We start from the raw sequence: 18,093 nt of genomic DNA, 5'->3' as shown, positions 1-18,093 counted from the left end.
GTTGCCAATGAAGGTTTCGGAGAGCCCGATAAGACCTGAAATGAGAAACACTTTTCCTCATGCCTGGGAAACCCCGGATAAGGAAGGAATTCAGTGAGGTGTAGCAGGTTCAGAGTAGCCAGTTGTGGTTACAAGATAGTGAACTAACGGGGAGTTACAAGGACTTAACGGTTCAGCGGACGCGGATTTCCTGTTCAAAAAAGCAATCGCATAAGGTTGGCCTTATATCACTCCGCAATGTTTGTTTATATGCGGAGTCTGAGCATGGTTAATCGTTGTCGGTGGGGCGAGTTAGGGTTTTGCGGGTCTTGTTCATATGACGGCTGATTTCTTCGGCGTCGTCCATGTCGAGGAGCTCGGCGGCTTGCTTGCGGGTTTTGGGCTTGGCGACTTTGGCGTTTTCCGGGATGAAGACGCGAGGATCTACGGGGACGGCGTGGAAGGGCTCCATGTGCGGCGCGGTGTCGAAGATGCCGAGGAGATCGCCGGCGAGGGCGTCTTCAAGGTTCATGGGCGCGAGACCGAGTAGCTCGTCGATGGTGCGGGTGATGGAGCCGAAGTCGGTGTGGGAGTGGGAAACGGAGCCGGGCTTGAGCCAGGGGCTGGCAATGCCGAGGATGGAGCGGTGAGCATCGACGTGATCGACGCCGCCCTGGGCATCGTCTTCTGTGACGAAGAGAGCGGAGTCGCGCCAGATGGGGGTGGTGGAGAGGTATTCGACGATTTTGCCGAGGGCGAGGTCGTTGTCGGCTACGTAAGAGGCTCTATATGGATAGCCGTCGGCGGGTCGCGGGCCTGCCATGTGGTCGTTGGGCAGGCGGATGACGATGAGGGCCGGGACTTCGTTTTTGGCGATGCGGGCGCTTAGGTCGCGCTGGAATTCCTCGAAGCGGAGCTGGTCGGGGATGCCGAGGTTGAAGGTGGGGAAGTTGCGGTCAGAGGACTCGAAGACGGGGACGGGGACGGGCGCGTTGAGGTAGAGGCGCTGCCCGGTGGGCTCGGTTCCGGGGCGCTCGTCGTTGCCTTCTACTTCGAGGCTTTCTCCGTAATTCAGGATGCCGTGGCCGGATTTGTAGGCGTTGGCGATGTGCTCCCAGAGGGTGCCGAACTGGGGCTCGTCTTCCGGCATGGGGGCGTCGGCTCCGCCGAAGATGGCGCGGCGTCCGGGCTCGTCGGGGTCGCCTTTGCGGCGGCCACCGTAGCCGGAGGACCATGCGGTGTTGAAGAAGGGCGTGGGGTTGGCTCCGACGACCCAGCGGTGGCCGTCAGCAGAGACGTCGGAATCGACGTAGAAGTTATCGCTGATGGCGTAGCGCGCGGCGAGGGCGTGGAGGTTGGGCGTGACTTTGAGGTGGAGGACGGATTTGTTTTCCTCGGTCCAGCCGTCGAGGCCGTAGCGGGCGATGGTGGGGTCGCCGTTGGCTCCGGGAATGTCTCCGAGGACTTCGTCGTAGGTGCGGTTTTCGCGAATGATGAGGAAGCAGTGCTTGAGGCGCGGGAGTTGCGGGCGCTCAGCGATGGCGGCCTGGTTGGTGCTGACTACGGTTTGGGTCAGGGCTTCCGCTGAGGGGAGATTGCCGAGGTTGAGGATGCTCAGGCTGCCGTAGTCGAGAGAGCCGACGTAGGTGGGGAGCGATTTGTCGTAGTTTTTGCCGCCGTTGGGGCCTGCGCCCTTGCCCTTGGCGTTGGTGACGTAGAGGAATTTGCCGTTAGGCGAGAAGGCTACGGCGGAGGGGTTCCAGCCTACGGGGATGTGCTCGATGACGGAGAGGTTTTGCTCGTTGAGGACGGCTACGGCGTTGATTCCTGATTCTGCGACGTAGACACGGCCCTGGTTGACGCCGATTCCGCTGGGCATGACGCCACGGAGGGGGCGGCCTTTGCTGTCTTTATATTGAGGGCCGGTGAAGGGCGTCAGCTCGGTTTGGGCAAGGAGGGTTTTGCCGTCGGGGGTGAGCTTGGCTACGGCGTCGTCGTGGGCGAGGGCAACGTAGACGGCCCCATTGGACGCGGCTACGCCGGTGGGAGCCGCTCCGCCAACGGTGTTGCCAGCCTGCTCGCTGATTTTTGCGCCGAGGCGAAGTTTGGCGGTGATGGCGGGAGCGGCGGGATTCGATATGTCGTAGGTCCAGAGGGAGCTGCCTTCGACGGAGTTTTCATCTCCGAGACCCTGAACGCGCTTGCCTTCTACGGTTCCACCTTCACGGGCGGCTTTGGAGGGGTAGCCGAAAGGTGGGAAGCGGAGGCCGGGGTCGTGGTCCTCGTCGCGGGGCTCGCCGTTGGGATTTTGGACGGCGGTGTACTCGAAGAGGCCGGTGTTGGTGACGTAGAGGCGTTTGCCGTCGGGCGAGAGGGTGAGCGAGTAGGGGTAGCGGCCTGAGGGAATGGAAGCGATGCGGCCGAGGCGCTGGCCGGGAACGGGAGCTACGTTGAGAACCACGATGCGCCAGTTGCCCTGGTCGAGGACGAAGAGGGTTTTGCCGTCAGCGGAGGCTACCAGTGTGGCGGCGAAGCTGTGTTTGTACTGCTTGCCTGCGGTCTCGCCGTCGAGGGAGAGCTCGCCGGCGTGCGACCAGTCGGCGGTTTTGTAGATGGAGACTTTGCCAGAGTCACCGGTGGCGAGATAGAGCAGCTTGCCGTCGGGCGAGTAGGCTACGCCGGCGTGGGTTTCAATGTCGGGGCGGCGGTTGTTGCCATTGGGTGTCTTCGTCGCGCTGGGGGTGGGGGTTTCAGGGGCGTCCACTACGTTGAGCGCGAAGGGAAAGCCGATGGAGGGGATGGCGACCTGGTTGCCATCGGGGCGCACGGCGAGCGCAAAGGGGTAGGGCGCGAGCTGGAGCCAGCTTCCGGCGGGGTGGATTGTGCGGCCATTGACGAGGGTGGCGGTTACATCCGTTTTGGCCGTGGTTTGTGCTGGAGCGAGAGACGAGGCTGCGACGAGGCTCGTGAGGAGCACGGGGAAAAGGCGGAAAGATGGCATGGGAGTTTCAGTATGAACGATGGGAGGTTGCAGTTTGGTGAAAGGAGGCGGACTTAACAGTTCAGTGCAGAATAGAGGGTACAGGGTGTAGGGGTATAGGGGTATAGGGGTATAGATAAACGACTAAACCATAAAAAGCTTATAGATATCCCATTCAATTTTGATGGTATCCCCAGTCCCCAAATGCGAGGGACCGGGGCACCCGATGTTTGTGGGATTGCTGATTGGATTTTTGGTTATTGGCTGATGGCTACGCCGCTGAAGGCCGCTGCGCCTGTGGCGCGGGTGATGGCTACCTGCGTCAGGTCGCCGTATTCATCAATGGAAAAGACGCCTACGTGCGCACCATCTGCGGCGGTGAAGATAACTGCCAGCCATTTCTGGTCGGGGGAGATGGTGATGTCCGTGGGGACGCCGGGCAGGGGGACAGATTTATAGAAGGCTCCGCCTTTGTCGTCGCTGAAGAAGATGGAAATGGCCTGGCCGGGGGAGTTGCCGGCGTACCAGAGGCTGCGCGGGCCTTTGACGAGCCAGCAGGGAGCGTTCGTCGGGAAGGACGGCGCGGGGCCGGTGACGGGGAAGACTTCATCCCTGGAGTTGACGATGGCGAAGCTCTTGGGGCTGTGCGCGGGGTCGAAGCCGAGGACGTCTCCCCAGAAGGCTGCGCCGAGGGGCGTGTTGTTGGCGTCTTCGGGCAGGGCAACGGAGGTACTGCTGCCGTCGAGGACTCCGCCCTGACGGGTAAGCGGCAGGTGGAGGAGCGAGCCAGAGGTCATGGTGACGGCGGCCCAGGTTTGGCCGACGACGATTTGTGCGGCAGTGTTGTCGGGGAGGCTGACGGCGCTGCCTTCGGGGGTGCCGTAGGGCCAGTTGTAGCTTTCGGCACAGGTGGCTCCGGCGACAAAGAGGTGGCCACTGGAGAGGGCTACGGAGTCAGGCGATTTGCAGCCGGAGACGAGGCGGATGGTTTGGCCGAGGGTGATGGCGTTGCCGCGGCGGACGATCTGGCTGACGGAGTTGGAACCGAAGTTGGCGACTGCGCCGAGGTCATCCTGGAACTGGAGGATGCCGGCGTTGCCGCCTGCTCCGCCTTTGCCGCCGGTGGGCAGGGTGTAGGCGAGCGGGAGGGATGGGGTTTTGCCGGATTCGAGCTTGAAGGCGAGGACTTCATTGCGGGTGGCGTCGTTGGTGCTGGTCAGGACGTAGGTGGTGCGGCCTGAGTTGGAGTGGTCGGGAAAGGGAAAGCCCGGCTCGTGCGCGAAGACGAGCGAGCTGGTGGCGAGCATGGCCGCGAGCGCAATGCCGCGTGGGGCCAGCGAGAACTTTTCAAGCTTGCTGGAAAACATCGGAATCTCCTGTGGTTTTGGAGTTGGGTTTATCTCTTTTGCGAACCGGAGATGCGGCTGGCAAAACGAAGCAGTTTGTACATGGGATTTCGCCGGGGAGGGGTGGAAAGTTACGATGGGAAGCGACAAAAAAGTTGAGAAATAAAAGCTGGAAAATTTCCTGAAGGCTGCGTAACTTTTTGCCGGGCTGAAGCGAATCTGTCGGTGTGAGAGTGGGCTTCCGGCACGGAAAGCGCCGGGGACAAGGGATAGATTGAGCGATGGCGCCGGTGCGGAAACTGATTGCAGGAAGGCAATCCCACTGATGCACCCGGACGACGAACTCAATCTCGCGATGCTGATGGCCCGTTACCAGCAGGGTGATTCCGCTGCAGCCGCGGAGCTGATTGGGCATGCCAGTCCGCAGCTCTACCGATTTTTTGCGGCTCAGATGGGCAGCCGCGCCGAGGCAGACGACCTGCTGCAGGAGACCTGGCTGCGCATCCACAAGGTGAGACATACGTATCGCATGGGGGAGCCTGTGCTGCCGTGGCTTTATGCGATTGCGCGGCATATTCGGGTGGACCACTATCGCAGGGGTGTGCGGACAACTGCGGGGGCGCAGCGGCTGGAAGCGGAGACGAAGAACGCCGCGGCGATTCCGGAAGAAACCGGGCGTGGCGAGGAGCTGGCGGCGATGCTGGCTCCGCTATCGGACGGCGAGCGCGATGTGGTGCAGATGCTGAAGGTGGCCGGGATGTCGCTGGAAGAGGTGGCGCGGGCTACTTCTTCTACGGTGGGCTCAGTGAAGCAGAAGGCGCACCGGGCTTATAAAAAGCTGAGGGCTACGCTGGGGGCGCGTGTGGGAGGACAGTCGTGAGAGACGACGAGATTGACGGCATGCTGAGGGGTGCGGGCGGCGCTGGCTCCGGGTCTGATCCAGGACCGGGACCGGAGGTGCTGGCGCGCATCACGGCGGCTGTGCAGTCGTCGGTGCGGCCTGTTCGCCCGCTGCCTCCGGGATGGGTTTTGGCGGCTGGGCTGGTGTTGATTACGGCGGCGATTGCGATTGGTGGCGCGGCGCGGGCGGGGTTCCTGGGGATTGCGAGGATGAATGCGTGGGAGCGCGGGATTATCTTTGCGGCGCTTTGCGGGTTTGTGGTGCTGGCGGCGAATGAGCTTGTGCATGCGATGATTCCGGGGCGGCTGCGGAGGGTTTCTTCCAGCGTGCTGCTGGGTGCGGTCATCGTGGCGATGCTGGGGATTTTTGCGGTGTCGTTCCGCGATTACGAGGTGGAGAATTTCTTTTCTGCCGGGATTGCCTGCTTGATTACGGGGCTGGAGCATGCGCTTCCGGTGGGGCTGCTGAGCTGGGTTCTGCTGCGAAGAGGGTTTGCGGTGAATGCTGTTTCTGCTGGCGCGGCAGCGGGGACGCTGGCCGGGCTAGCGGGGTTGGCAGAGCTGGAGATGCAGTGCCCTAATTTTGAGGCGGCGCATGTGATGGTTTGGCATCTGGCGGTGGTGCCGGTGAGTGCCGCGGTTGCCGTGCTTTGCACGGCAGGGTACAGGGTGTGGGGTACGGGGTACAGGGGGTTAGATAAAGGGCGGAAGCTGTAAAGGGCAACCGCAGATCCTTCACTCCGCCTACCCCAATGCGCTTCGTTCAGGATGACACTGCTTTCTTTTGTGTGAGGACGAAGGATACGGCTTTCATTTGTGGGAGAGCTTAGACAAGGGAGCTATCGGTATCGATATCCCCGGTCCCCAAATGCCAGGGGCAGGGGGCACCCGATGTTGGTGGAACTGCATCCGATGCCTGTTCCCTGTCTTACCTTCCCTTCCAGTCAGGCTTGCGTTTTTCCAAAAAGGCTTTGGTGCCTTCGGCTTTGTCTTCTGTGCCGCAGAGTCGACCGAAGCGCTCGGATTCGCGTAGGAGAGCCTGATCGCTGCGCCAGTCAAGGAGCTCGTCCACGGCCTGGATGGTTGCCTGGATGGCGAGCGGGGCGTTAGCGGCAATGGTAAGGGCAAGCTGCTCAGCACGGACCAGCAGGTTGGCGGCTGGAATAACTTCATCCACCAGGCCGAGGCGCAGGGCCTCTTGTGCGGTGATAGGCTCGCCGGAAAGCAGCAGCCTGAGCGCAGCGCTGCGGCCAATGATGTTGGGCAGGCGCTGGGTTCCTCCGTAACCGGCCATCAGGCCGAATTTCACCTCGGGATGGCCGATGCGGACATCGTCAGAGGCCAGGCGAATGGTGGCTGCAAGCGCCAGATCCCATGTGCCACCGAGGGCATAGCCGCGGATGCAGGCGATGACCGGCTTGCCGAGCATTTCCACGCGACGGAAGGTCTCCTGTGCGCGGAGATAGAAGGCTGCGCCCTCGCGCGGGGTAAAGGCGTTGAGCTCGGAAACATCGACACCGGCTCCAAAGGCGCGCTCGCCGGAGGCCGTGAGGAGAACAGCACGCACCTCGTTGTCCGTGCGCACCCCGGTCAGTGCGGCGTCGAGCTCCGCCAGAACCGCCACGCTCAGGGCGTTCAGCACCTCCGGTCGATTCACGGTAATGACCGCGAGTGGCGGTCGCCGGGTAATGTGAATGAACTGTGGGGCCATTTGGGGATGAGGGTAACAGATGAGGGTATCGGGAAAAGCAGGTTTTCGGCAATGGAAAGGGCCGGAATAGAAATGGGCGGCTGCCATGTTGGAATGGCGCCGCCCTTAAGAGGTACAGGCCCTGATTAGGAAGGCCATACAGGAGACGGGTAAAGAGTATCGCCGGGGGCGGGACGCGTCTTGGACCTATGGAGTGAGGGTGGGTTCCATCGATGGATGGAGAAAAAACAGGGACTTAGGGACTATGGGGGCTGGGGGACTGGAAGGGCGTTGCAACCAGTATTATCTAGGACATGTTGCGAGTGAAATTGCTGGAAACAGGGGCGCGGGCGCCGGTGGTTGCGCATCCGGGCGAGGATTTGGGATATGACGTGTTTGCGCTTGAGGGCGCGGTGCTGGCTCCGCATGTGGGCGTGAAGGTGCGGACGGGGATTGCGGTGGAGGCGCGGCATCCGGAGACGGGTGCGCCGCTAGGGCTGCTGGTCAGGGACCGGTCGTCGATGGCGTCGAAGGGGATTGCTACGACGGCGGGCGTGATTGACGCGGGGTATCGCGGGGAGATTCTTATCCTGATGACGAATATTGGGCTGGAACCCTTTGAGGTGAAGGCCGGGGATAAGATTGCGCAGATGATTCCGGTGCCGATTTTGACAGGGGATGTGGTTGAGGTGGAGACGCTGGAGGATTCGGCGCGGCTGGATAAAGGATTCGGCAGTTCAGGAAGGTAGTTTTTCCTCTATCCTTGTGTGTACAGCCGGGGAATGGGGAACGCTGAGCTGTTGCTGTGCGTAACTCTGGTTGCGGATGATGGTGGGGAGATTGCTGCCTGCGGGACGCGGGCGGCTTTGAGCGACAACCATGCAATGGATTGAGGCATTTCGACTGGCTCTGCAATCGCTGTGGGCGAATAAGCTGCGCTCGCTGCTGACGCTGCTGGGCGTGATTATCGGCGTGGCTTCGGTCATTACCGTGGTGACGCTGACCAACGGCGCAAAGCAGTTTGTGACCAACAAGCTGAATAACTATGGCGCATCGAAAGTGACGATCAGCAAGATGCCGAGTGTCATCTTCACGCTGGAAGAGTACCAGGAGTACCAGAAGCGGCGGGACGTTACATACGAGGATTACCAGGCAGTGCAGGCAGGGTGCACGCTATGCGCGGATGTAGGCGCGGAGCGGAGCACTGTGGGCAAGGTTGTGTATGGAAAGCAGAACACGACGGACACAACCATCAATGGATGGACGTGGACGATGCCGGTGATCTCGAACCAGAATATTGCCGTGGGACGCGCGTTTACGCAGGCCGAGGATGACCACGGAGCGCACGTGGCGATTGTGGGCGCCGATATTGTGGACAACATGCTGGGCACGGGCGATCCGATTGGCAAGGAGGTTCGCGTGGACGGCACGCCTTACACGGTGATTGGCGTGGGCGAGGCGCAGGGGAAGATGTTCGGGCAGAGCATGGACAACTGGGTGTCTGTGCCGATTACGACGTTTCTGCACCAGTATGGGGCGCACGCTTCGATTTCGATTGACGCGGACACGGGCGGCGGCGGCGCGGTAATGGACAACGTGATGGACCAGCTACGCGCGATTATGCGTGCGCGGCGGCACCTGGGGCCTGCGGACAAGGATACCTTCGAGCTTGCGTCGAGCGACACGTTCCAGAACCTGCTGGGGAATGTGTTGAACAACTTTGGCGCGGTGGTGGCTGCAATTGCCGCGATCTCCCTGGTGGTGGGCGGCATTGTGATTATGAACATCATGCTTGTTGCCGTGACGGAGCGGACGCGCGAGATTGGCGTGCGGAAAGCCCTGGGTGCGAAACGGAATGACATTCTGCGCCAGTTTTTGATTGAGTCGGGGACGCTTTCCCTGCTGGGTGGGGCGATTGGGATTATCGGCGGCATTGTCGTAGCGAAGATTATTGCAATTTCGATTGCATTCCCTTCGCCGGTTGAGATGTGGTCGGTGGTTGCCGGTCTGTTTGTTTCAACAGCAGTGGGACTGTTCTTTGGGATTTATCCGGCATATAAGGCAGCTCAGCTTGATCCGATTACCGCACTGAGGGCGGAGCTATGAGGATTGTCGATGTACAGGAATCAATCAAGCTGGCGCTGGATACGCTGCGCGCGAACAAGCTGCGCTCAGGACTGACGATTCTGGGCATCATGATTGGAATTTCAACGGTAATTCTGATTTCGTCGGCAATTAACGGCTTGAATTCCAACATGGCTGACTTTATCCAGGCGCTGGGAACGAATGCGCTGTGGGTCTTTCAGTACGAGCCCTTTGGGCACCAGGTAACGACGGAGGAGCTGAACCGGAAGAAGCTCACCTATGAGGACGCGATTGCATTACGGGCGCTGCCGCACGTGGCTGCCGTAGACCCGGAGCTGACTTCGCAGTTTGCGCAACAGTCGGGGCAGATGCCTCCGGTAGCGGTGAAGGCCGGGACGCATAAGATTTCAAACACCGTGTTGAATGGCGTAACTTCGCAGGTGAAGGAGGTCAACGACCTGAACCTGATTGATGGGCGCATATGGACCGATGCGGAGGAACAACGCGCGTCCAATGTGGTTTTGCTGGGCTACGACACGGCTGCGGACCTTTTTCCCGGCAAGTCGCCTATCGGCCAGGACGTGGACATTGCAGGGGATGTTTTTACTGTTATCGGCGTGCTGGACAAACGTGCACAGCCCTTTGGAAGTGGGCGCAATCCGCGGGACAACGTGGCGATGTTTCCGCTTGAGACCTTTCACAAGATTCACCCGGAGGTGAAGGACTTCTGGGTTGTGGTGAAGTATGACGACCCGAAGAATAAGGCCCTGGTGACGGAAGAGGTGCGGGAACTGCTGCGGGTGCGGCGCGGGCTGCGGGTGCAGCAGGATGATAATTTTGCGATCTTCGGGCCGGACTCGCTGGGGAGGCTGTGGAACTCCCTGACGGCGGGGTTGTTTTTGTTCATGATTGCGGTGAGCAGCGTGGGCCTGATGGTGGGCGGCGTGGGCGTGATGAACATTATGCTGGTGAGCGTGACGGAGCGAACGCGCGAGATTGGCGTGCGCAAAGCAATTGGCGCGACGAAGAAGACGATTCTGCTGCAGTTCACGCTGGAGGCGGTGACGCTGTGCGCCGTGGGCGGGCTGTTTGGGATTGTGATGGGGGCGCTGTTTACGCTGATTCTGCACTTTGCCGTGCCGTTTTTGCATGCGGCGCTTTCGGCTACATGGGTGGGCGTGGCGTTTAGCGTGTCGGCGTTTATTGGGCTGGTGTTTGGGATTTATCCGGCGTGGAAGGCGGCTAGCCTCGATCCGATTGAGGCGTTGCGGTATGAATGAAGCAGGGACAAGGGAATATTCCCTTGTCCCTGCTTCTTTTTACTTCTCCGGCGTGCCGCCTGCTACCTGCAGCTTGTTGTCTACGCTGAAGGCGCCGGGGACGCTGTTGGCGCGGATGCCCGCGGCGTTTTTGTCGGCCTGCGAGTCTACCTGGCCGTAGAGCGTTATGTGGCCGCCTGAGACCTGGATGCGGATGGGCTTGGCCGGGTCGATGGCGTACTTGTTCAGCATGGGGTAGCCATAGATGGCGCGGAAGGCTGCCATGCGGATGCGGTCGTCATTCGGCGAAGTGGGGTTGACCGTGATCTGGTCGATTACATCCTTTACACCCTTGGTGTTGGAGGCGACGGAGACGGCAGAAGCCGCGTCCGTGGGGCCCCAGGCGTAGCCGCCCAGCGTTACTACGCCGTTCTGCACCGCTACCGAGATGGAGTTGAAGGCCGTTGTGCCGTATCCCACGCGGTCGCTCTGGATGGCGCGCACCAGCTTGTCCTGCAACTGTGCGTCAGGGACGGAGGCGCCGGCTACCTGGATGTGGTTGCGGATGGCGTCCACGCCTTTCACGTGGTGAACCTTCTGCTCGGCATTCAGCTTGACGTCGTAAACGTCCACGGAGCCGGTCAGGGTGGCAACACCGTTTTGTACGCTCACCTGCACGTTCTTAAAACGCGACGCGCCGAGTGCCTTTTGCGCGGCGGCCTGTACGTCGGCTTGTGCCCACGCGGCGGGAATGGCAAGAATCGCCGCAAAAGCGGCTGCCAGCAGAAAACGCATTGAAGCTTTCATCGCTCTTCTCTCCTGCCGTCTCCGCAAGTTTTGAAAATTCCAGCCTATATGCGCCGGGGAGACGGATACGGCGCTCATTGTGGCACAAGCCGGGGGTGGGGAGCAAAACCCACTCTACGGATTTTCCTGCCACATCCTTATCAACACGGGTTCCTGCATGCGGTTGCGGTAAGCTCAATCGTGCATTGCACGCCTATCTTTAGAGTTAGACGGAGAACGAATGGTTACACTCGCCGATTATCCTCTGCCTCTTTTTGCGCTGGCGCTGGTGGTGCTGGCGCTGGCTGTGCTTCTGGGCTCGTGGCTGGGCAGGCTGAAACCTATGCGCGACGAAGACCAGAGCCACCTGTCGCAAATTACCGGGGCTACCATTTCCATTCTTGCGCTGCTGTTGGGCTTCAGCTTTTCGGCCTCGGTGACGCGCTATGACCTGCGCAAAAGCTGCGAGCAGGAGGAGGCCAGTGCGATATCGAGCGAGTACATGCTTGCCGGACTGCTGCCGGACGCGGCGGATACGGCGCAGCTTCGCGGGCTGCTGAAACAGTATGTGAAGCTGCGCATTGCCTTCTACGAAACCTATGACAACACCGGTCTGGACAGCATTCGCGCGGAACGCACCAAGCTGGAAAGCGAGATGTGGCCGATTGTGGAGCGCAACGCGAGGGCCAACCAGACGCCGATTATCGGGCAGGTGGTTGCGGGGATGGATAAGGTGCTGAGCAGGCCGGGGTACTCTGCCGCAGCGGCGAATGACCGCATACCGGATGCGGTGTGGACGCTGCTCTCGGTGCTGGCCTTCTTCTGCTGCGTGCTGCTTGGCTACATGGGGCACAGGCGGCATGGCACGCTGCTGCGGCTGGTGGTGCCGCTGTTTCTGGCGATTTCCTTCTTTGTGATTGCTACGCTGGACAGCCAGCGGCGCGGGGTTATCCGCGTGCTGCCGGAGAACCTGATTCGGGTGCAGGGGGAGTTGGCGGCGGGGGCGTAAATGCTGGCGAGACTATCTGCAACCTGTCCCCTGTAACCTGTAATTATGTCCCATCTTGTTCTCGCTTCTTCTTCCCCACGCCGCCGCGAGCTGCTTACGCAGGCTGGCTTTTCGTTTACGGTGCGTCCGGCACATATCAACGAGGACGTGCAGCCCGGCGAGAGTCCGACTGCCTATGTGACGCGGCTGGCGCGGGAGAAGGCGGAGAAGGTTTTCAAGGAGCTTGGCGACGCGGAGGCCGTCGTTTTAGGGGCGGATACCACGGTCGTGCTTGATAACGAGATTCTGGGTAAGCCGGTGGACGCGGCAGATGCAGAGCGGATGCTGGCTGCGCTCTCCGGGCGGACGCATACGGTGATTACCGGCGTGGCTGTGGTTTCCGCCGAGCGAACCGAAGTAGCCGCGGAGGTTACGGGAGTGAAGTTTCGCGTGGTTTCCGCGGAAGAGATTGCCGGGTATGTTGCTTCGGGGCATCCCATGGATAAGGCTGGGGCCTACGGGATTCAGGGGCTTGCGGCGAAGTGGATTCCCCGGATTGAAGGGTGCTACTTCAACGTGGTGGGCCTGCCGCTGGCGCTGGTTAGCACCATGATTGGGGAATAAGACAGGGGGCAGGCTGTGGTGTAGGGTTCGATATACAGCAAAGGCTATAAAAAGCCCGGGCACGGCGAGACTGTACACAAACGGGACACCCAGGCTTTATGGAACTGCATCACAGACCTATCCCCTATGCCCTGTTTCCTTGCAATTTTCTCTTCCCCTCTTATCCGCTTCACGCTAGAATCCCTCCAGATTTCCTGTTCTACATGGGTTCCCTTTTTTACAGCTCGGTAACATAAGGAACGGCTGGTATGCGGTTTCGCCCGGTTCTCTCTTGTGGTCTTTCTGCCTTGTTTTTCTGCCTTGTTCTTCCTGTGGCTGCGCGCGCGCAGTTTCAGGAGCCAACGAAAGAAGAGCTGTCGATGACCAGCGACCCGAAGGCTCCGGGCGCAGCGGCTGTTTATCTCTACTACGAAGAAAAGACCGACGACCCGATGCACTATCACAGCGTGCGGGCGCGGATTAAAGTGCTCACCGAAAAAGGCAAAGGGCTGGCCACGGTCAATGTGCCGTACCTGCGCGGAGAGCAGAAAGTCAGCGACATCAAGGCGCGCACAATTCACGCCGATGGCACGGTGATTCCACTGAACGGCGCCCCGGCAGACCTGCTGCAGACCAAGACGGGCGATGTGCAGGTGGGACGGCGCGTCTTTAACCTGCCGAGCGTGGAAGTGGGCAGCATTCTTGAGTATGAATACGAGGTCCGCTATGACGACAACGTCTACTCGTCACCTTACTGGGAGATTCAGCGGCCATATTTCATCCATAAGGCGCACTACTCGTTCATGCCGTTCAAGGCATTCCAGAAGGGCCCCAATGCGCAGACTTCGCAGCATCTTGTCGATGCCAAAGGTCATGAAGTCAACACGCTTCTCTACTGGCCGCAGCTTCCCAAGGGCGCCGAGGTAAAGAACGACGCAGCCGGGCGCTTCTCACTCGACCTCGATGACATTCCCGCCACTCCCGACGAAGACCACATGCCGCCGATGAGTGCCTTTCTTTATCAACTGCTCTTCTATTACTCTCCCGCCGTAAGTGGCGCGGACTTCTGGATGACTGAAGCCAAGCGCTGGTCAAAAGAGGTGGACCATTTTGCCGAGCCGACCGGCGCTATCAGGTCCGCCGCATCCGAAATTGTGGCGCCGACGGACAGCGACATGGATAAGGCGAAGAAGCTTTATCTCGCCGTGCAGGCGCTGGATAATACGGACTTTACGCGGGCCAAAAGCAAGGCCGAGCTGAAGGCGATGGGCTTGAAGCCCGCGAAGCGAGCCGAGGATACATGGGCGCAGAAAAGCGGCTCCTCGCAGGATATTGCGCTGCTCTATCTCGCCATGCTGCGCGCCGCGGGGCTCACGGCCTATGACGCAAAGATAGTGAACCGCGGCCGCAGCCTGTTTCAGCCGAACTACCTCAACTTCAACCAACTGGACAACGATGTGGTCCTCTTAACAACAGGTGGCAAGGACTACGTGCTGGACCCCGGCGAAAAAATGTGCCCCTTCCAGTTGGTGAAGTGGACCCACCAGGGAGCCGGCGGCGTTCGCCAGGTTGCTGATGGGCGCAACGCGTTTACCACTCCGCTGCAGCCTTACTCCATGAACGCACTGACGCGCGTGGGGGATGTGACGCTGGAGGCAAACGGCTCAGTTACCGGCAGCCTGCGCTTTGTGATGAGCGGGCAAGAGGCGCTTTATTGGCGGCAGGTGGCGCTTGAAAACGACACGGATGAACTGAAAAAACGCTATGACCGCACACTGCGGCAGGTTATGCCCGAGGGCGTGGAAGCGCATGTCGATCACTTCCTTGCGCTCGACGACGAGAACGAGAACCTGATGGCGGTTGTGAAAATAAGCGGCACGCTGGGCTCCTCTGTGGGTAAGCGCGCCATACTGCCGGGCTTCTTCTTTGAGTCGCGCGCTCAGCAGCCATTTGTCTCCGAACCTACGCGGCAGGAACCCGTGGATATGCATTACGCAAGCCTTGTGACGGACCAGGTTACGTATCACCTGCCCGCTGGACTGCAGGTGGAAGGCGCGCCGCAGGACAACCATATTGCGATGGCACAGAAAGCCGTGCTTGGGACAAAGATTACGCAGGCTCCGGGGCAGATTTCCGTGACGCGGCAGCTTGCGCGGGGATTTACGTACCTGTCCGCCGATCAGTACCAGGACCTGCGCGGCTTTTACCAGAAAGTAGCCGCGAGCGACCAGCAGCAGGTGGTGCTGACTACAGCGGCTAAGGGCAACTGAGGCGAGGGACGAGTGACAAAGGACGAGGGACGAAAGTATCAGGCCATGATTCCACACGTGGCGATTGGCTGCGCGGTATTGCTGGCTTGCACGCCCTCATGGGCGAAAGAGAAAAATATGCCCGCGCCGGATTGGGCTTTGGCTGCTGCCAGGACAGCTACTCCGGACTCTGCGAAGAACTCTGCCGCTGTGCTTTTGTATGACGAGTACGTGATTACGGTGGATGAGCAGAACCACGCCGTGGAGCGCGAGCGCTATGCTGTGCGCATTCTGAAGCCGCAGGGTCGCGATTACGCGCACTGCTCGGCTTCCTATGACGTGGACTCGAAGCTGAACGCATTTCACGCATGGACGCTGGCGGCGGATGGAAAGCAATTTCAGGCCAAGGACGAGGACTTTACCGACCGTGGGCTGGCAGATGGAGCAGTGCTGCAGTTCACCGAGCGGATGCGGGTTGTAAACCCGCCGGGCGCGGACCCCGGCGCGGTGGTGGCCTGCGAAACCGAGCAGCAGTTGCGTCCCTACATGTCGGAAGAGGACTGGTCGATTCAGTACGCAATTCCGGTGGTTTTCGAGGCTCTGGAGCTGGCGCTGCCGGCGGGTGGGCATTACTCCGATTCATGGCGCGGACATGAGGAGATGAAGCCAACCGAGGTTGCCGCGAATCATCTGCGCTGGGAGATTCACGACATGCCGGCGCTGGACCTGGAAGATGTGCGCTCGGTTCCGCCGTGGCGTGCGCTAGCGGCACGCATGAGCGTAAGCTGGGGCGCGACTGCCGTAAAAGGCGCGGATGCGCAGTGGCGCGCGCTTGGGTTGTGGCAGGCTGGCCTCGAAGAGCACAGGCCCGACCCTACGCCGGAGATTACGGCAAAGGCGCAGGAGCTGACCGCGGGAGCGCCAGACCTTTACACCAAGTTGCAGCGCATTACGGACTACATCCAGAAGAACATTCGCTACTTTGTGGTGGAGACCGGCGTAGGTGGGTGGCAGGCGCATTGGGCGGGCGATATTTATCGCAACAAGTATGGCGACTGCAAGGACAAGACCACGCTGCTGATCTCCATGCTGCAGGCTGTTGGCGTGCACGCCTACTACCTGCATGTGGACAGCCGGCGCGGGATTATCGACCCCAAGGCTCCATCGCTGATTGGCAACCACATGATTACGGCGATTGAGCTGCCTGCGGATGAGAAAGACCCTCGGCTGGCGGCGACAACAAAAACGCCGCAGGGGAAGACGCTATTGATCTTCGATCCCACCGACGAATGGACGCCGGTGGGGCTGATTCGCGCGGAGTTGCAAGGGGCGTATGGCAACATTGCCGATGGCGAAAACAGCCAGGTGCTGCGCATGCCCGTGCTTCCGCCGGAGTCCGGCGGCATGACGCGCAAGGGCGAGTTCACGCTGGCAGCGGATGGCTCGCTTTCCGGCGAGATTCGCGAAGAGCGCATTGGCGATGACGCGCAGCGCGAACGCATGGACATCAAGTACACCGACGCGAAGGAGCTGCATGAGCAGATGGAGCGGCGGCTAGGCGCGGATTTGCCGGGGCTTGCCTTCAAGGACTACCAGTTTGCCTCGGTAAATGATTTGGAAAAGCCGCTTGATTTGACAGTGAAAGTTTCGGCGGCGAACTATGCGCACTCGGCGGGAACGCTGCTGCTGCTGAGGCCGCGCATTGTTGGCTCGCATGCCCATGTGGTGGCGGATGTGATGTCGGGCAAGCAGCGGGAGTATCCAATTGAGATCGGGCATCCGGGCACATGGCGCGACAGCTTTGATGTAGCGCTGCCCGCGGGTTACACCGTGGATGATGCGCCGGAGCCGGTCAGCGTGGATACAGGCTTTGCGAGTTACAAATCGAGCGTCACCGCAAAAGGAAGCACGCTGCACTACGAAAGCGAGTACATTGTGCGCGATGTGGAGATTCCGCCGGCGAAGGCTGCGGAGTTTCGTAAGTTTGAGGCGGCGATTGTTGCGAGCGAGAAGAGTGCGGCAATTCTGAAGAAACAGTGACTTTCAGGCAGCGGACTTCATGCCGCAACTAAGTCAAAATGCCCGTATGGACAGGGAATCGGTCATGCAGACTTTGCGGCAGCACCAGCAGGGGTTGCAGGACGCTGGCATTGTCCATCTGCGCCTGTTTGGCTCGGTGGCGCGGGGCGAGGCCAATGAGAATTCGGATGTTGACCTGGTGGAGGATTTTGACCGTTCACGGCGGCTGACGCTCCTGAATATGGTGCATTTGGAGCGCCGCCTTGCCGACATTCTCGGCGTCGAGGTTGATCTGGCGCTCGCCGAGGCCCTGCGCGAGCGCGTCCGCGCTCGTGTCATTCGTGAGGCAGTCGATGCCTTTTGAGGACACGCAGCAGTATCTTGAGGACATTCCGGCCAGCATTCAATCCATTGAAAAGTTCCTGCAGGGAATGGACTATGCGGCTTATGACCAAGATGAACGGACCCAGGCTGCCGTTGAGCGAAAGATCGTGATAACAATGCGCGGTGGGGAGTGGACAGTTTGGTTCCCTTTCGGGAAATGTGCTGCCATCCTGATGCAAACCCTGTCCTATACTGCGAAGGAAGCATGGCGTTCCGGATGCGCCTGCGCTCACATATAGATGGCTCAAGCATTAAAAAAACACGCTGCTCCTGAAACTCCCGTTATTCCCGACCGGCTTTACTTCAAAATCGGGGATGTGGCGCGTATTTGCGGTGTAGAAACCTATGTTCTGCGCTTCTGGGAGACACAGTTTCCGCAACTGAAGCCCAATAAAAGCGGCACCGGGCAGCGGCTTTATCGCCGCCGCGAGGTAGAGCTGGCGCTTGAAATCAAGCGGCTCGTTCATGCCGAGGGCTATACGATTGCCGGGGCAAAGCAGGTGCTGGAGACTGCGCCGAAGCAGGCCGTTCGCGCTGCCGCGGTTGCTCCCGCGCCCGCAATTGCTTCCACGCCCAAGGTGCAGGCTGTAACGCCAGCGCCGCAAGCGGCCACGTCTACCAATGAAGCAGTAAAAGCGACCATTGGCCGCGCCCGCGCAGAATTGCGCGAAATCGCTGCGATGCTCTCGAACGACGAGCCTGCGGTGGGTGTTGCCATGCCGCGTCCCAAGGCGAAGATTCTGCGTGTCAGGCAGGAGTCGGAGCAACTGTTTCCGTTTTAAAGACAGGGTGTAGGGTTTGGGGTACCGGGTTTTAGATACACGG

The 18,093-nt window shown here is 60.2% G+C and carries 16 protein-coding genes; 12 read left to right on the top strand and 4 right to left on the bottom strand.

Going from position 1 to position 18,093, the window contains the following annotated elements; genetic code table 11:
* Window positions 1-268: 268 nt before the first annotated feature.
* Window positions 269-2,980 carry a beta-propeller fold lactonase family protein gene (locus AC5S3R_RS00445; RefSeq protein ID WP_494264633.1) on the bottom strand — a complete coding sequence of 904 codons (2,712 nt, stop codon included), beginning with the start codon at window positions 2,978-2,980 and terminating at the stop codon, window positions 269-271.
* A 236-nt stretch (window positions 2,981-3,216) separates the two neighbouring features.
* Window positions 3,217-4,326, bottom strand: a complete 1,110-nt coding sequence (locus AC5S3R_RS00440) for a hypothetical protein (RefSeq protein ID WP_494264632.1) — start codon at window positions 4,324-4,326, stop codon at window positions 3,217-3,219.
* Window positions 4,327-4,630: 304 nt separating this feature from the next.
* Here AC5S3R_RS00440 and AC5S3R_RS00435 point away from each other — a divergent pair, with 304 nt between their 5' ends.
* Entirely contained in the window at window positions 4,631-5,185 is a 555-nt protein-coding gene (locus AC5S3R_RS00435; protein ID WP_494264631.1) for an RNA polymerase sigma factor, read from the top strand.
* Window positions 5,182-5,922 (top strand): NrsF family protein, encoded by a 741-nt coding sequence (locus tag AC5S3R_RS00430; RefSeq protein WP_494264630.1) that lies wholly within the window; start codon window positions 5,182-5,184, stop codon window positions 5,920-5,922. Before AC5S3R_RS00435 ends, AC5S3R_RS00430 begins: the two co-directional genes overlap by 4 nt.
* Window positions 5,923-6,133: 211 nt before the next feature.
* Here the strand turns inward: AC5S3R_RS00430 and AC5S3R_RS00425 are convergent, their stop codons facing one another.
* A complete protein-coding gene (locus AC5S3R_RS00425; protein ID WP_494264953.1) occupies window positions 6,134-6,916 on the bottom strand; it encodes an enoyl-CoA hydratase/isomerase family protein in 783 nt (260 codons plus the stop codon).
* A 293-nt stretch (window positions 6,917-7,209) separates the two neighbouring features.
* Here AC5S3R_RS00425 and AC5S3R_RS00420 point away from each other — a divergent pair, with 293 nt between their 5' ends.
* The 3 genes from AC5S3R_RS00420 (at window position 7,210) to AC5S3R_RS00410 (ending at window position 10,260) form a co-directional block, all read left to right on the top strand.
* Entirely contained in the window at window positions 7,210-7,644 is a 435-nt protein-coding gene (locus AC5S3R_RS00420; protein WP_494264629.1) for a dUTP diphosphatase, read from the top strand.
* Window positions 7,645-7,774: 130 nt separating this feature from the next.
* On the top strand, window positions 7,775-9,001 hold the full coding sequence (locus tag AC5S3R_RS00415) for an ABC transporter permease (protein ID WP_494264628.1): 1,227 nt from the start codon (window positions 7,775-7,777) through the stop codon (window positions 8,999-9,001).
* Window positions 8,998-10,260: an ABC transporter permease gene (locus tag AC5S3R_RS00410; RefSeq protein ID WP_494264627.1), complete on the top strand. Its 1,263-nt coding sequence runs from the start codon at window positions 8,998-9,000 to the stop codon at window positions 10,258-10,260. The genes AC5S3R_RS00415 and AC5S3R_RS00410 overlap by 4 nt, the downstream gene beginning before the upstream one ends.
* Window positions 10,261-10,299: 39 nt before the next feature.
* Here AC5S3R_RS00410 and AC5S3R_RS00405 read toward each other — a convergent pair whose 3' ends face one another.
* Window positions 10,300-11,046: a BON domain-containing protein gene (locus AC5S3R_RS00405; protein WP_494264626.1), complete on the bottom strand. Its 747-nt coding sequence runs from the start codon at window positions 11,044-11,046 to the stop codon at window positions 10,300-10,302.
* 220 nt (window positions 11,047-11,266) lie between these two features.
* On the opposite strand from AC5S3R_RS00405, the gene AC5S3R_RS00400 reads away from it, so the two are divergent.
* The 7 genes from AC5S3R_RS00400 to AC5S3R_RS00370 all read left to right on the top strand — a co-directional run bounded on the left by AC5S3R_RS00400 (window position 11,267) and on the right by AC5S3R_RS00370 (window position 18,050).
* Window positions 11,267-12,034: a bestrophin-like domain gene (locus AC5S3R_RS00400; RefSeq protein ID WP_494264625.1), complete on the top strand. Its 768-nt coding sequence runs from the start codon at window positions 11,267-11,269 to the stop codon at window positions 12,032-12,034.
* A 45-nt stretch (window positions 12,035-12,079) separates the two neighbouring features.
* Window positions 12,080-12,637: a Maf family protein gene (locus tag AC5S3R_RS00395; protein WP_494264624.1), complete on the top strand. Its 558-nt coding sequence runs from the start codon at window positions 12,080-12,082 to the stop codon at window positions 12,635-12,637.
* A gap of 359 nt (window positions 12,638-12,996) precedes the next feature.
* The gene (locus AC5S3R_RS00390) at window positions 12,997-14,886 is read left to right on the top strand and encodes a DUF3857 domain-containing transglutaminase family protein (RefSeq protein WP_494264623.1); all 1,890 of its coding nucleotides are present in this window, start codon (window positions 12,997-12,999) and stop codon (window positions 14,884-14,886) included.
* A 12-nt stretch (window positions 14,887-14,898) separates the two neighbouring features.
* A complete protein-coding gene (locus AC5S3R_RS00385) occupies window positions 14,899-16,905 on the top strand; it encodes a DUF3858 domain-containing protein (protein WP_494264622.1) in 2,007 nt (668 codons plus the stop codon).
* Window positions 16,906-16,924: 19 nt separating this feature from the next.
* The gene (locus tag AC5S3R_RS00380; protein ID WP_494264621.1) at window positions 16,925-17,248 is read left to right on the top strand and encodes a nucleotidyltransferase family protein; all 324 of its coding nucleotides are present in this window, start codon (window positions 16,925-16,927) and stop codon (window positions 17,246-17,248) included.
* Window positions 17,238-17,507, top strand: coding sequence for a HepT-like ribonuclease domain-containing protein (locus tag AC5S3R_RS00375; RefSeq protein WP_494264620.1), 270 nt, complete (start codon window positions 17,238-17,240; stop codon window positions 17,505-17,507). Before AC5S3R_RS00380 ends, AC5S3R_RS00375 begins: the two co-directional genes overlap by 11 nt.
* Window positions 17,508-18,050 (top strand): MerR family transcriptional regulator, encoded by a 543-nt coding sequence (locus AC5S3R_RS00370; protein WP_494264619.1) that lies wholly within the window; start codon window positions 17,508-17,510, stop codon window positions 18,048-18,050.
* Window positions 18,051-18,093 lie beyond the last annotated feature (43 nt).

Source organism: Occallatibacter sp. FHG110214_02, from assembly GCF_059115385.1.
Note: the sequence above shows the minus strand (reverse complement) of the source record. Positions and strands in the feature narration are given on the sequence as shown.